Origin of the sequence: Sulfitobacter sp. G21635-S1, assembly GCF_027213915.1 — a bacterium.
Taxonomy (GTDB): Bacteria; Pseudomonadota; Alphaproteobacteria; order Rhodobacterales; family Rhodobacteraceae; genus Sulfitobacter.
In genome coordinates, this window is the sequence record NZ_JAPWGV010000049.1 from 1 (window position 1) to 13,609 (window position 13,609).

Genomic DNA, 13,609 nt, shown 5'->3' on the forward strand with positions numbered 1-13,609 from the left:
TCGGGGCAGTTCTGGCCGTATCGCTCGGCCCCTCGGAAGGCTGGAGGAAGGGCACTTATCGAGCTGTTTTGCCACCGAAATTGGCCGTCCTGATCATACGTGCCACGCCGCACGGAAGCATATCTGTTGCAATCGTCACGGCCCTCCCTCTGACGTGCCGTAACCTGAAAGACATCTATGGAGCGGATGAAATCAAAAGCAGGGTCCGTCACATCGATATCGGCGGCACGCCCGACAGCTTGGGCGAGTTGGAGCGTTTCTCGCTCTCGGGGCAGGGAGACTGCTGGACCCGGATTGAACCCCGCCAACCTGTAGAGGCGCTCAACCGGGTTCGGCGCTTCGAACTCAGCACGCATTGGACAACGCCAGATCTGCAGCGGTGGCTCAATTGGCCAGGGCGTGATCCGGCGGATAAACTCCGCGCGCGCCCGGGCACATGGGACCGAAGGCGGCCAACCGCCTGCGAGGCACAGGAGGATCGCACAATCGATCTGGTAGCCTTGTGCGGCGGCAGGTTTGGCAGCAAGCGGTGTAAGCCCGATCGCGATGATCGCGGCAGTTGACAGAAGCCGCCTCATAACAGAGCGCCGCAGCTAAAGCGTTGTCGTATAATCAGACTTATGTAACTATTTGCGCATTTGAAACCAGCAAACTGAGTTGCATTTCCCGACTATATATGACGTCGGGTGCGAAGACTGTGAAACGACCTCAAGCATTATTTGCCAACATAGAGATCAAGCGGAGACTGCGGAAATCGGACCATTCCACCAGGCGCTGTGTTATGCATTGTAAACCCGTGCCGGTTATAAAAGGCTTCCAGCTCGTTCACGCGTAAGCCTTCTTCGCCAAACGGCTCGTGATAAAGCTCTATGCTCAGGTCGGCCTCGTCTGCTGCCTCTACCAAGACACGCAGAATCTTATGCGCCAGTCCTTTGCCGCGATAATGCGGCGCAACCCAGATGCCACCCAGTACAAACCTTTTCCTTTTGAGCGCGTGCTCAATATAGGCCACATTGTCCTGTGCATTACGGTAATATATTCGCTCTGCGGTGTCTCCCGGTGTCCCCTGAAGTCCGGGAACGTTACTGATCCGGGAGATGATCGTTTCGTATTTTTGTTTCGCACGGAGCGGCGAATGCGCATAAAATTTCTCGAGCTCCTCAGTTAACTTTGGGTGCCGGGCTTCACAATAATCGCGCAGACCGTGCTGCAGTGCCACAGCGACAAAAGCACGAAGCTCTCGGTTCAGTTTGTCAATCTCGCTCTGAAGGGCCCCAATGTCTTCCGATGACGGATTCGTCTCCCGGCCTTTCTTGTTCCGTTCTCCGGTCATGCTTTCATACCCAACCACCGGCGGAGTAATCTCCGCGTTTTCCTGGCGTTGTAACAAAGCAGACTCCGATATCCGCATCCAACCACACTGACCATTCGGTAGGTTTTTCTTCTATCGCAGCAGCCGGGAACATGCCTGTAACTCTCACTTTACGTGGCCGGAAGGCCTGTCGCTCCGATGCATGATGACCTTTGCGCCCCTCCTGATCAAGATCGCGGGACAAATTGCATCGATCGCCTTTAGATGACACGTTGTTCAAGGATGAGTTTGCTCTGATTGGTGCTCTGTAAAGCTGAGGCTTTCAAGAATACCCCTGTACAGCAAAGGTTTGGTTTAGCCGTCGAGTGCTTTTGCCGCCATTGCCTCCAGCCAACTCGGCAGCAGAGGTTTTAGCGTGTCGTGAATATGATCACCCTGCGCACCATCCTTGATGAGCCGCAGGAATTTTTGATCGTCCTTGGACAGCGCCCGCTTTGGCCAGGCTGCGGTGATGGCACTGGCCTGGGCAAAACCAGAGAGCCAGTCGTCGAACTTCCGCGCGGACCGCTTTCTGATTCCAGACGCAATGTCTCCCTCGTAGAGACCGGACTGGATCGCACCATAGCGCAGCATGATGATATCGAGCACGCGCTGTAGTTTGTTGCCTCCGGGAAAGTTGATCTCAGCCAGAAGCGGTGGCAGCCAGTCGGTTGGTGTTACAAATCGTGGGGCCACGATCACGGCTGTGAGATAGCCATCGATCATATCCGGACGCAGCGGCGTCTTGCGCAGCAGGCGTCCCAACTCACCTGTCGCCTCTGGCTCAATGTCGGGATCAAAGTCATCGTCGGTGAAGGGGTCGTCCAGCAAGTCCTCGTCCGCGGCTAGCACATCGACACCACCCTGCTCTGCGACATCCAGCGTTAGAGCCGTGATCATTTCAAATATCGGAATACGTCTCAGCGTACGACCGCTGTCCAGTACCTGCACAACAGCCGCAAAAGTCAGCCAATCATCGGATCCAGCAGAACGTAGAATAGCCGCCGATCTGGCAAATAGCGCGGTCCAGAACTCCCGTTGCGTTTCCAGATGCGCCCATACCACCTTCTCGGCTTGCCGTTCGGTCTTGGCCTCATCCAACCCCGCTGACAGGGTTTCATCGGTCACAAACCAGCTCGACGACATCTCATGGTCCCGCGCCCATTCGAGGCTTCGGGCAATCAGACGCCCGCGTTTCGTTGCAGACAAGTCGGCCAACTGGGCCTCCGGGTCTGCAATCTCGAGGAAAGACACGGCGCCGTGCTCTACTGGCGCGATGTCACCCAGCCCCAACATCTCGGCCACCTCCAGAAACCCCGGCGCGGGCGGCAGGCCCTCGACAAGCCCCTCTCCAAGGGCTGTGGCCAAGGCATTGGAGAGGTAAGTCTTCGGCACCTCATGCATCGGCACCGCGTCTTCCAACTCGATAAGAGTGCGCCGCTGATCACTGGCACTGGTGCAGGGGATGGCATAGGCATCCTTGATGCCGTAGCCCGCCTTCAGGAGCAGCGTGGCGATGCATTTTTTGCTGCCGCGACTGACACTGGCCATGATGCTCTGGCTGCCCGTGCCGTCAGGCAGCGATGTTACCAGCCGGTGCACCATCCAAGCACCCGGGACTGATCCACCCGTAGTTTCCCGCCGCAGCGCCTCTTTGATCGCGCGATCCAATATTGTTTTGGTTGCTTGATCCGGGAGCCATTTGCGCAATCTGATCAGATCAGAGAGCACGCCTGCATCAATGGCACCTGCCTGCGCTAGATTAACAAAACCCTCGGCGGCAGCCTTCCGCATCTCCACCATCGGGTCGAGCAAAAAATACCGCCCGAGCGACACCAGTTTGGGGACCGCTTGCGCAATCATCTGGGTGACAAAGAGGGCCGACGCGCCATGCGGCATTGCGCCGAAGCCTTCCCGCAAGACCATATAGGCCGGATAGCCTGTGACATCGTCCGGGATAATTTCTCCCATCAGGGTCTCGATATCGGGCACATCGCGGCCGCCGATGTCTTCCTCAGAACCGGTCCCGCTCGACGTGATCCGGATCGCATCAGGCGGCTCCAGGCCTGCACGGATAAAGGCCTGGCACAGAGCCATTTTCTGTCTGTTATCCAGACTGCCAGACGCCGCTTTCGCGTCGAGCCAGCACTCAACCAGCGTAAAGATTGCCGTTGCGTCTTTTTCGCGGTTCTCGAGGTTCATGCGCATGGCATCCAGAACCCCGCTGAAGAGCCCCAACAGGTCGTCCCGCAACTCCGGCTCTTTATCCATCTGCCCAAGCAGGTCCGACACAGCGCTTTTATTGCCAGCAATCGGGTGCGACCATGCCTCTGCCCAGCGAGAACCCAAGCCGTCCTCATCTGTGCCAAGGCGGTCAGACATGCAGGCGTGGAAAATATTCTGTTTCATGCCAGTCAAGATAGCTAAGTAATAGGACCGGATAAAGATCGCGCATCAGGGCGACAATATCGGCGAGGTTTGAATCACACCGATTTTGCCAAGTATTGCTCAATAGTCAACTTGCTCAAATCCGTAATTACCTTGGTAGTCTTGCCAATCCACGAAGACAGAGCGATGAAAAATACTGGGACAGTCTGCCCCCCAACGTTCGAGGCCAAAGTGAGCCGACGGAAGTGCGGTCGGAAATGATCTTGCCCAGGAGAAATCCCCTTGAGTGCTGTAGGTCCCGAGGTAGATGATTGCAGTCCGGACGCAGCCGCCATCCCTTCCCGCTACATATTGACGGGCATGACGCACATCAAAGACGCGAATGGACCGGACGAAATCGAATTCCGGACCGCTGATGTCGATGTCGGCGCGATGTTGTATGTATTGTACCCCGGTCTCTCGTTGGGTCTCGGCCCAGGAAGGCAAAAGTTGTCGCGCGAAAGGTTGTCCTGGCGTAGTCGCCGAACTTTCAACAAGTTTGGGAACCGTCTGTGGCAGCACATCTGGATGTTCCTTGAACAGAATGTCAAAGACCTCCGTGGGCGCTTTGTTGTTCTGGCTCGGATGATAAGACACGCCCATGGGGCAACGCCAGATCTGCAGCGGCGGCTCAATGGGCCAAGGCGTGATGCGTCGAATGAATTCCGCACGCGCTTGCGAGCATGGCGCTGAATGAGGCCAACCGCCCGACAGACACAGTAAAATTGCGCAATCAATTGGGTACGCCTGTGATCGAACACTGGCGGTCGCTCCAAAGAGTGCCAATACCAGTGAAAATCCCAACGTGAAAGAAGTTGTTCTAAGTGAGCGGATCATGATGGTCGTCCTTGTCGAAAATGAACTGGTCAGGCGATAGGCCACAACTTTAGCTGTATGTGTGATTGTTGGTTGCGGAGGAGCCCTCAATCGAGCGGCGCGAGGGTTTTCAGAAACACAACCGCATCTGTGACACCGGTGCTCCACGCTTTTGAAAGCGTTTCTGGCTTCAGTGGTGGATCGACAAAATGGGCCCGACGGTCTTCGCTTGTCCAAAGGATTGAGAGGACGGAAGCCTCCCAGAGATAGACCCAGCCGACAACACTCTTGCCGTCCTGCTTCAATAATCTGGCTATGGCCACGGCTTCGTCATTATCTCTGATCGTTGACCGCGAAGGCCGCAAAACGCGTCGGTTGAGCGCTGTCACTTACATCTTCCTCTTTCCAATTTAGTGAATGGCAAAACCCGTAGTCCGCCGACGTGAGAATTGGCTCGATCCCGCTCATTCTCACTTCCCTCTGTGGTTGTACTTTCACAGGAAACAGACGCACGATACGATACGAAGTCGGACGAAACAGAACGAAGCAAGAGCTTGTAGGTTATTGATCAAGAACGGTAAATTTTTTCTCCCGCCACAAGGAGACCGTAGCGACCTTAAGAAATTGTTCAAACGCCTTGCATCGGCAGGTGTGGGTCGGCCGATGGACGAAGATGGATTTCCATCCGGCCCATGGACGCCTGAACTTCTGGCTGATGCGATTTCGCAAATCGAAGCAAACCCGACTGGGATTGACCTACGGACGGTGCAACTTTGGTTTCAAGAAAATGACAAGGGGATTAGCACCGACAACATTCGTTGGCTGGCCAGGATCTTTGGGTGTGAGGATCCGCAGGCAACCAGTGAATGGCAAGCGGAGTTGAGCGCCGCGCAATCGCGGTTGGCCGCCAGGAGGCGGGAAAAGCGCAGAAGTTCGAAACGCGATGTGCAAGAAACTTTGAAACCGGCGTGGTCCGCACCCTCCGATAGAAAGATGGAACCGCCAGCAGCGATTGCGCAGAACATCAATGTCACAACGCCCAGGCACAACTTTAGCTTGGCGGCGAGTTCGGCAGCTATCTTTAGCAGGAAGTCGCAATTGGATTTACCCGTTCTGGTGTTTGCCGGTGCCGTTGGACTTGGCTTCTTTGCGTACATGCTGGATATCCACAGCGTTCTTATCGGTCCGGCGGAGGGCTCGATCCGGCAAGTCGGTTTTCTTTGGGCGCCAAATTGGACAGTCTTATTCTTGGTGGTTCTGCCGCTATACTTGGCGCTCGTGGTAGAGGTGCTGACCTACTGGAAACAAGCGGTGCGGCTGAAACTTGTCGCAAAGGGCAATCGAGCGACTGGTTGGGATGCTGGGGCAGCAGAAGAGAGCGACAAGAACTGGAGGCTCAAGACCGAGTCTTTTTCGTCTTCTTACTGGGCAAGTTTCTTAATTTGCTTGCCGGTAGCCGCTGTTTTTCAATGGATTGATCGGTGCTTGAGCCCGCTGCTGACAGGCGATCTCGGTAACTACGCTGTGGAATGGGCTCGGCTGGCAATTGTACGCCCTGACGTCATATCGGTGCCGGAAGCGATCGTGTTCACAGGGATCGCTTACCTCTACATGGGCCTGTGCTTCTTTCTCTTTTTCGCAGGCCTCATCCTGCTTTGTACCTTGGCGTATGATTTTTGGGAAATCGGGAGAGAGTCTGAGCTTGGGGCGCAACTAGGCGGTCAAAGCGAGGCTCAAGACATTGGCCACAAGATCATGCGGGGGATTTTTCGGTGCTCAGTTTTAGGGCTTCTGATCGCCATATGTATGAAGCTCCAAAGCACATTTATGCTGTCGGGTGAGAAAACGATTGTGAATTGGCTCGTCAACGATTTTCTGTCAATTTTTGGAGCCCATCAAGGGGAGCGCGATTGGCTCGACTATTCCATGCCGACAAATTTTAGCAGCTTGCTTATCGTCTTGGCGACCTGCGCTGCATTTCTGTATGGATCCCTGCGAATACAGGCGGTCCTCGCCCGGTTGCCGTCGTCAGATCTGATCCACAAAGGGAATACGGTGCGGAAGGGTAACGCCGGTCAAAATGAACCCAATCTGCCATGGCCGAAGATGACAGCAGTTGTGACGATGCTTGTCGTGAACTACTTGCTGATCGGTGTCCTTGTCGGCTTTTCGGTCTTTCTGGGCTTGGGGCTGGTGCTCGCAATTTACAGCTTGTTCAATCCAGAACTACGGCGACGCGGCGTGTGCTAGGAGGACCCCAGAATGTATTATTCGTGGCTTGATCGATGGGATAAACGACGGGCGCAGCATGGCGATATCATTAAGAAAATCGCAGATTTCGAGCTCGGATCGGAACTTGCGTTTCCTGAGGAAAAAAAGGTTGCGAGTATCCCAGAATTTTGCGCACTCGCGGACCAAGCCGGTGCAGATCCGACGTTCTTTGATGAACCGGATGCCTCTGCTTGGGATTTCGAGAAGGATGATGGTTGGGTCAGGTTTCCTTCGGAAATTGCGACTGAGATCAAAGATAACAACTTAGTTTGCGCAAAAGTAACTGATAGTGGTTCTCTGAACCAAGCGCTCGTGGTTTTTCACCATTGGAATGCGAGCAAACGCAATCGTCAGTTGGCCCAGTTTTTCTCACGGCGCGGTATCACGGTTGTCGAGATGGCTCTACCTTATCATCTTGAGCGGCACCGTCCGGGGTCAGCCTACGCGGATTACATGCTCAGCCCAAATCTGGGGCGGACAATTCAATCTGTGAGGCAGGCGGTATTGGATGGACGAAAACTCATCAGATACTTGAAGCGGGAGGGCTATGAAGAGATTTCAGTTCTTGGAATGAGTTTAGGCTCCTGGGTGGCAGGGTTGGTTGCTGCGCACGACGCGGCAGTGTCGAAGGCCGCCTTGTTTCTGACGGCGGGAAGTCTGGCGGATATGGTTTGGTCCGGCCGCGCGACGCGGGCGATACGTGAGAGCCTTGAATCCACTTTAGACTTGGCCGACCTTAATAGGGCCTGGGCGCCAATGAATCTTGAGAATTATGCTAATAGATTGGCACGGCATGAACTCGAGCTTCAGATTGTGTTGGCCAAGAGAGACACCGTCGTGTTGCCACAGCTGTCGAAGCAGTTCCTAGAACACCTCCAGAATGCCGGGGCGCGGCCAGATGTTTTGGAGTTAAATTGTGGGCATTATTCACTGGCGATGCCGCCCAACATCGTCTTTGCCGGTTTGAATTTACAACGGTTTCTTAAGGGAGATTAAATGTGCACTAATTCAGCGATAACAAACTTGTCTGACTGAGGTGTGGTCCAGGAGCGAAACCCCACCGCCAAATTCACTCGTCCAGCAAACCCAAAAATAGTCTATATTCTTCGCTGACCTCCCTCGCCTCCTCGAATGCCCGCGCCCGTTCCTGATCCAGGCAGCGGAAATAGCTCTGGATATCCTGGATGTAATCTTCGAAGTCACCACGGATGATGTCCGCATAGTCCCGCGCCGTCTGAGAATCGCTTGGCAGGAAGGGACGGGTCGGTGCGAGGCAGGATTGCGCTAGACCCAGCCCGGGGACGCAGATGAGCATGGCCAAAGTTTGTAATGGGAGCAGGCCTTTTAACCTTAGCGTACTCAAACCTGTTATCTCCTTGATCGTGGACACTGGCCGTGACTAGTGTTTGCGTAACTAAACTACAGCTAATGCATGATATTATATCTTGCAGTTGAAAGTATACTATCGTAACTCTGGGCTTCAAGTAGGAATGCCCAAGCGTTGCGTGTTTTTAGAAAGCGTGAGCCGGGCCATGAACTGGGACATCGAAGCACCAAATGTGGTTACGGAAGCCAGGTTCCGCGAGCTCGTGGAAAGCGGTTACAGCGCTGAAGTCCTGTGCCAGGAATCGGCACATAAAAAGGGCCCCAGTTACTATGGGGTCTGGATCATGCGTGCCGTGTCTGACGAGGGCGTCGAAAAGCTTCTGGTCACGGCCCGCACCAGGACGACCTATAACGACATCAAGATTCGCGAGTTCAAGACAATCACCGGTGTTGTGTCCTTCTTCATTGGTATCGGGTTCTCCCATGCCGATGTGCCGCTCGAAGAGGGCCAGCGGACCGCGCACAAGCTCACGGCATCCGACAAGGGCGCTAGCGACTAGCCTTCTTCTCCTTAGCCTTCTGGCAGGACCAGCCTCGGCACAGATGGTGCTGGTCATGGAGAGCGATGGCTCTCTGAACCCGTCGCAGTTTCAGAATAGGTTTGCCCGCAACTACAATGACGGCATCGGTCAGGGTTCGGCAGCCGATGAACTTGCGATTTTCGGCAGCGATGAAACTGGGCCAGAGCGTGAAGCATTGCGCTTTGCAGCCCGTGTCGGTCCGGCGCCCCTGCCCCGCGCCGATGTCCTAAACGCCATAGAGACCACGGCCCTGCGCTATGCCAGCCACCCTGGCCTAAGGCGAGCGGAGCTTTCCGTCACGGACTGGCTGAGCCTCTACCGCGCCAATATCGAAGTGGAGAGCGCCTATCGGCAGGATGCGATCTCAACCGCGGGCGCCATTGGTCTGGGTCAATTGATGCCGACAACTGCGCGTGATCTCGACGTCGATCCGCGTGACCCGCGGCAGAACCTTGACGGTTCCGCCCGCTACCTCGCGATGATGCTGGAGAGTTTCGGCGATCCGCGCCTGGCGCTGGCTGCCTACAACGCTGGACCGGATGCCGTGCGCCAGCACGGCGGCATTCCCCCCTACAGAGAAACCCAGAACCACGTGGCCCGCGTCATGGCTGTCGTGGCCCGATTGGAAGGATCAAATTCATGATGTCCCAACCTTTTTGGAAATCATTCCTAAAAACACTTATCGGCAATGTCACGAGAGCGCGCAGCGCGGCAGTGCATTGGCGATACCACTTTTTCCAAACAAGTTGGATTTCAAACCTCTTTGTCGCCTCGCTGGCGCTATTCCTGCTCATTGCTGAGCCCGCCCTCGCCCAGAGCATCGACCTCTCCCCGATCCAAAGCTTGTTGCAGGGCATTGTCGATGCGCTGACCGGACCTCTTGGTGTGGTCATCGCCACACTCGCGGTCCTCGGCGTTTTCTTGAGCTGGTTCTTCAACATCATCGACCTGCGCCAAGCGCTTTGGGTCCTCGTGGGCATCGCCGGTGTTGCGGCCGCCCCCACCATCGTTGCCGCGGTTTTTGCCGGTGGCTGAGCGCTCGCCCCTTTTTCTCGGCCTCGTGCGCCCGCCGAAGCTTCTGGGCCTGCCCATCATGTACGCGATGGTCTGGCTCTTTGGCTCGGTGCTCTTGTTCGTCTGGGTCCAGCACATCGCGGTGCTGGGCGTGGCCGCCCTTCTCTATCCGGTGCTGTGGAAGGCCGCAGATTGGGACCCGCGTTTCATCGACGTGATGATGACGGCCATGCAGGAGACGCCACCCACGCGAAACCGCAGCATCCATGGCGGGGACAGCTATGCCCCGTGATGACGCCCGTGATGCTGCGCTCGATGCCCGCACAATGACGCCAGACTGGTATGCGCGCGAGACCCGGCTTGCGCATATGCTGCCCTATGTGAGCCTCGTCGACGACCAGACCGTGCGGACACGGGTGAACGAGCTCTTCCGGTGCATTCGGCTCGAGGGGATCAACAGCTACACGACGGACGATGCCTATCTCGACAAGGTGACGGCGCTTTTTGCGCGCATCGTCGCGCAGCTTGGGCCGGAGTTCAGCTATTACGTCCACAAGGTCTCCAAGGCCATCAAACCTGATCTCGACCCCATCCGTGAGGACAGCTTCGCTGGCGAGGTCGACCGGCGCTGGCGCGCGAAACTCGAGACCAGCGGGCTCCGCGACAAAACACTGACGCTCACCGTCATTCACCGCCCGCCCCCGAAAAGCCTCCTGCCGTTCCTCAGCCGCAGCGCACCGGACCGCCTGAGAGAGGAAACCCGCAAACGCCTGCAGCGACTGGGCGAGGCCGTGAACGTCTTTCTGTCTGGCCTCGCCGAGCTGAAGCCGCGCTTGCTGTCGGCCGCATCGGGGGAATTGGTGGGGTTTCTGGGCGCGCTCAACACAGGCACCGAGCTGCCGCTCTACCCGGCAAACACCTACGGCTTTCTGTCCTTCAACGTCGCCAATACCCGCGTGACGTTTCACGGCGATCATTTCGAGCTGTCGGAAGGCGTGGTGGGCCATCGCTATGGCAAGAGCTTCACCATCGGGGAATACTCGGAAGGCACCTCCTGCAACATGTTCGACATGCTGAACCTGCCGGTCGACATGATCGTCACCCATTCCTTCACGCCGATCAATTCGAACCTCATGGCGAGCCGCATCAAGCGGCAAAAGCGCCAGATGCAGGCCAGCCAGGACGCCGCCCTCTCGCTGATGGAAGCCCTCGACATCGCCGCCGATGATCTCGAGGCCAAGCGCCAAAGCTTCGGCGAGCACCATATGGTCGTGACGCTCTTCTGCGACACGCTCGAAGAGCTGCAAACCCTCAGCGCGGAGATCGTGAACGCCGCCGCGACCGAGGGCGTGAAAATGATCGGCGAGCGGGTCGCAGCCAAGGCGCATTACCTCAGCCAGCATCCCGGCAACCAGCCCAAGCGCGTCCGCGCCAGCGCCGTCACCAATCGTAACTTCGCTGATTTCGCGGCCTTCCACCGAACGCAGCTTGGCAAACCCGCAGCACTTACCCCTTGGGGCCGGGTCGTCACATATCTGCCCACGCCCGAACAAAGCGCCTACCGGTTTTCCTATCACGAGCAGGGCAGCCCGGACAAAGAACCGACAAGCGGCCATACCCTGATCATGGGACGGCCCGGGTCGGGCAAATCGGTGCTGTCGGCCTTTCTGATGACGCAAGCCCGTCGAGCAGGGGCGCGGATCTTCGTCTTCGATTACCGTCTTGGTATGGAGATGGCGGTCCGCGCGAATGGCGGGCGCTACGCGTCCCTGAACGCCGGTCAGCCCACGGGCCTCAACCCGCTCTGGACAGAGACCGATGCCCGCGGCACCGCCTGGCTCTCGGACTGGCTTGCCACCCTGCTCTACCGCGCTGACAAGCCCCTGACCCCGGCGCAGACCAACCGCATCCAGGAAGTGGTGCGCCAGAATGCGCAGGCCTCCAATCCGGCCCTGCGGAACTGGCGGGATTTCGCGTCGCTTTTTGTGTCCACCGATGATGGCGGCGATCTGCACCAGCGACTGCTCGAATGGTCTGAGGACGGCCGCTATGGCTGGATCTTCGGGCAGAGCCTCGAGGACACGTTCTCGCTCAAAGGCGATGTGGTGGGTTTCGATCTGACCGGCATTCTCGACAGCGAGGCCGACAAGGAACGGATGGCGGTTCTCTCCTATCTTTTCCGCCGGGTCGAGCGCGAGATCGAGGATCGCCGCCCCACCATCATCGTGATCGACGAGGCCTGGAAGGCGCTCGACAACGCGTATTTCGCCGAGCGGCTGTCGAACTGGCTGGTGACCGCGCGCAAGCAGAACACGGTCGCGGTGATGATGACGCAATATGCTAGCCAGCTTGAGCGCACCCGGACCGGCAAGACCATCGTCGAGGCCGTGCCGACGCAGATCCTGCTGCCCAATATCCGCGCGCAGCCTGCGGATTACGCCATGTTGAACCTCACGGAGAAGGAGCTCGACGTCCTTCTCACCACGGGCAGCAACAGCCGCTTGGCGCTGATCCGCGACGACCAGGGCTCGATCGTCGTCGATGCCGATCTGAGCGCCCTCGGGCCCAATCTCACGATCCTTGGCGGCATGGAAAAGGGCGAAGCGCTCGTCGGCCCCGATTACCGCGACCGCCCAGACTTCTGGAGGCTTTCATGATCCGTATTCTTATCGCTTTGGCTGCGCTCGGCGCGCTGGCCTCCTGCACCCAGTATCGGGAGCCGCAGGCCAATTGCTTTTCCTTTCTCGCCTCGACGGCAGCGACAGCCCAGGATTGCCACTTCGCACCGCTCGGCGCGCCGGAGGGCGACATTGAAGTCTAGCCTGCCTCATATCCTCGCGTTTTGCCTGCTGCCCGGTCTCGTCTTGTCTCAAGGCGTGCCGACCAATGACAGTGGGCTGACCGCGCGTGACATCGTCGAGACCGGCGATCGCGAAGCAGACTTGGCCGTTCAGGCGGACAAGCTTGCCGTGCGCGAACTCATCGCCGAGATCGAACGGGAGCAGCTGGAAACCCTCCGACGCATCCTCGATGCCCAGACCAGCTTCGGCGGTCAGGGCCTGCCCGCCATGGTCTCGGGGCTGGAAAGCGGCAGCGGGGATCCCGACCGCTCGGTGGCGGCGGTCTATGGCACGGGCCAGATAGATCCCAATCCCGGCGGTGAACAGATGTTCGGGGATGCGTCTGAGACCATCGAGCAGCTCATCATCCGCGTGGCTCAGGAGACCAGCGGCTTTGCGGGTGTTGGCCGCGCAGGGCTCTCCCCCGTCCAATGGCGCGCGCTGCTGCAAGCGCTGATCTGGCAGGAAAGCCGTTTCACCATCGGTGCACGCTCTCCCGTCGGCGCCTATGGCCTCACCCAGATCATGCCGGGCACGGCCAGCGATCTGGGCATAAACCCGGAATACTATGACAGCCCTTACCTGCAGGTGCATGGCGGCGCGCGCTATCTCGCGACCCAGCTCAACACATTCGATGGCAACATCATCAACGCCCTTGCGGCCTATAATGCCGGACCCGGCCGGGTTTTCGAGTATGGCGGCGTTCCGCCCTTTCGCGAGACCCAGCACTACGTCCAGGTGATCCCCGAACGCTATAACCTCTATTTGACCCGTATCGGCGGGATCGAAGCGCTTGGCACGATCGACCCCGCGCTTCTGGCCAATGCCAACCTCTCGCTCACTGGGCACGGCGCGGCCTTCTATGGCAACAACTCACCCGCCGCGATCAGGCAAGCCGCCCTGCGTATTGCGGATATCGTCGAACGGATTTCCGAAACGGAAGATGTGCAGGAGAGCGTCGCGCTCAACACCTATGCCCGCGC

General features: G+C 57.6%; 15 protein-coding genes. 10 read left to right on the top strand and 5 right to left on the bottom strand.

The features are described from left to right. On the top strand, positions 1-563 hold a 563-nt coding region (locus tag O4H53_RS26390; protein ID WP_269367881.1), incomplete at its 5' end, for a hypothetical protein. Positions 564-715: 152 nt separating this feature from the next. Here the strand turns inward: O4H53_RS26390 and O4H53_RS26395 are convergent. The 4 genes from O4H53_RS26395 to O4H53_RS26410 all read right to left on the bottom strand — a co-directional run bounded on the left by O4H53_RS26395 (position 716) and on the right by O4H53_RS26410 (position 4,983). Further along, the gene (locus O4H53_RS26395; protein ID WP_269367882.1) at positions 716-1,390 is read right to left on the bottom strand and encodes a GNAT family N-acetyltransferase; all 675 of its coding nucleotides are present in this window, start codon (positions 1,388-1,390) and stop codon (positions 716-718) included. A 276-nt stretch (positions 1,391-1,666) separates the two neighbouring features. Beyond that, positions 1,667-3,760, bottom strand: coding sequence for a UPF0149 family protein (locus O4H53_RS26400; protein ID WP_269367883.1), 2,094 nt, complete (start codon positions 3,758-3,760; stop codon positions 1,667-1,669). 99 nt (positions 3,761-3,859) lie between these two features. Then, the gene (locus O4H53_RS26405) at positions 3,860-4,615 is read right to left on the bottom strand and encodes a hypothetical protein (RefSeq protein WP_269367884.1); all 756 of its coding nucleotides are present in this window, start codon (positions 4,613-4,615) and stop codon (positions 3,860-3,862) included. An 86-nt stretch (positions 4,616-4,701) separates the two neighbouring features. Further along, positions 4,702-4,983 carry a hypothetical protein gene (locus tag O4H53_RS26410; protein ID WP_269367885.1) on the bottom strand — a complete coding sequence of 94 codons (282 nt, stop codon included), beginning with the start codon at positions 4,981-4,983 and terminating at the stop codon, positions 4,702-4,704. A 28-nt stretch (positions 4,984-5,011) separates the two neighbouring features. On the opposite strand from O4H53_RS26410, the gene O4H53_RS26415 reads away from it, so the two are divergent. Both O4H53_RS26415 and O4H53_RS26420 read left to right on the top strand, forming a co-directional pair. Beyond that, the gene (locus tag O4H53_RS26415; protein WP_443069646.1) at positions 5,012-6,844 is read left to right on the top strand and encodes an RcgA family putative transporter; all 1,833 of its coding nucleotides are present in this window, start codon (positions 5,012-5,014) and stop codon (positions 6,842-6,844) included. A gap of 12 nt (positions 6,845-6,856) precedes the next feature. Next, positions 6,857-7,861, top strand: coding sequence for an RcgR family putative quorum lactone hydrolase (locus O4H53_RS26420; RefSeq protein ID WP_269367887.1), 1,005 nt, complete (start codon positions 6,857-6,859; stop codon positions 7,859-7,861). A 73-nt stretch (positions 7,862-7,934) separates the two neighbouring features. Here O4H53_RS26420 and O4H53_RS26425 read toward each other — a convergent pair whose 3' ends face one another. Then, positions 7,935-8,186, bottom strand: a complete 252-nt coding sequence (locus tag O4H53_RS26425) for a hypothetical protein (RefSeq protein WP_331284255.1) — start codon at positions 8,184-8,186, stop codon at positions 7,935-7,937. A gap of 211 nt (positions 8,187-8,397) precedes the next feature. On the opposite strand from O4H53_RS26425, the gene O4H53_RS26430 reads away from it, so the two are divergent. The 7 genes from O4H53_RS26430 to O4H53_RS26460 all read left to right on the top strand — a co-directional run. Continuing rightward, positions 8,398-8,751, top strand: coding sequence for a hypothetical protein (locus O4H53_RS26430; protein ID WP_269367888.1), 354 nt, complete (start codon positions 8,398-8,400; stop codon positions 8,749-8,751). Between the two features lie 43 nt (positions 8,752-8,794). Then, entirely contained in the window at positions 8,795-9,415 is a 621-nt protein-coding gene (locus tag O4H53_RS26435) for a lytic transglycosylase domain-containing protein (RefSeq protein WP_269367889.1), read from the top strand. A 107-nt stretch (positions 9,416-9,522) separates the two neighbouring features. Then, positions 9,523-9,807 (top strand): TrbC/VirB2 family protein, encoded by a 285-nt coding sequence (locus O4H53_RS26440; RefSeq protein ID WP_027246639.1) that lies wholly within the window; start codon positions 9,523-9,525, stop codon positions 9,805-9,807. Then, on the top strand, positions 9,800-10,078 hold the full coding sequence (locus O4H53_RS26445; protein ID WP_269367890.1) for a type IV secretion system protein VirB3: 279 nt from the start codon (positions 9,800-9,802) through the stop codon (positions 10,076-10,078). Before O4H53_RS26440 ends, O4H53_RS26445 begins: the two co-directional genes overlap by 8 nt. Beyond that, positions 10,068-12,443 carry a type IV secretion system DNA-binding domain-containing protein gene (locus tag O4H53_RS26450; RefSeq protein WP_269367891.1) on the top strand — a complete coding sequence of 792 codons (2,376 nt, stop codon included), beginning with the start codon at positions 10,068-10,070 and terminating at the stop codon, positions 12,441-12,443. Before O4H53_RS26445 ends, O4H53_RS26450 begins: the two co-directional genes overlap by 11 nt. Continuing rightward, positions 12,440-12,607, top strand: coding sequence for a hypothetical protein (locus tag O4H53_RS26455; RefSeq protein ID WP_169737470.1), 168 nt, complete (start codon positions 12,440-12,442; stop codon positions 12,605-12,607). Before O4H53_RS26450 ends, O4H53_RS26455 begins: the two co-directional genes overlap by 4 nt. Then, positions 12,597-13,609: transglycosylase SLT domain-containing protein (locus O4H53_RS26460; RefSeq protein WP_443069648.1), on the top strand; the 1,013-nt coding region annotated here is incomplete at its 3' end. The genes O4H53_RS26455 and O4H53_RS26460, both read left to right, overlap by 11 nt.

Bases quoted from the DNA above. Each gene is read 5' to 3' on its own strand.
- O4H53_RS26400 (WP_269367883.1), bottom strand. From the start codon at position 3,760: ATGAAACAGAATATTTTCCACGCCTGCATGTCTGACCGCCTTGGCACA.
- O4H53_RS26405 (WP_269367884.1), bottom strand. From the start codon at position 4,615: ATGATCCGCTCACTTAGAACAACTTCTTTCACGTTGGGATTTTCACTG.
- O4H53_RS26415 (WP_443069646.1), top strand. From the start codon at position 5,012: ATGGCAAAACCCGTAGTCCGCCGACGTGAGAATTGGCTCGATCCCGCT.
- O4H53_RS26420 (WP_269367887.1), top strand. From the start codon at position 6,857: ATGTATTATTCGTGGCTTGATCGATGGGATAAACGACGGGCGCAGCAT.
- O4H53_RS26430 (WP_269367888.1), top strand. From the start codon at position 8,398: ATGAACTGGGACATCGAAGCACCAAATGTGGTTACGGAAGCCAGGTTC.
- O4H53_RS26435 (WP_269367889.1), top strand. From the start codon at position 8,795: ATGGTGCTGGTCATGGAGAGCGATGGCTCTCTGAACCCGTCGCAGTTT.
- O4H53_RS26450 (WP_269367891.1), top strand. From the start codon at position 10,068: ATGCCCCGTGATGACGCCCGTGATGCTGCGCTCGATGCCCGCACAATG.
- O4H53_RS26455 (WP_169737470.1), top strand. From the start codon at position 12,440: ATGATCCGTATTCTTATCGCTTTGGCTGCGCTCGGCGCGCTGGCCTCC.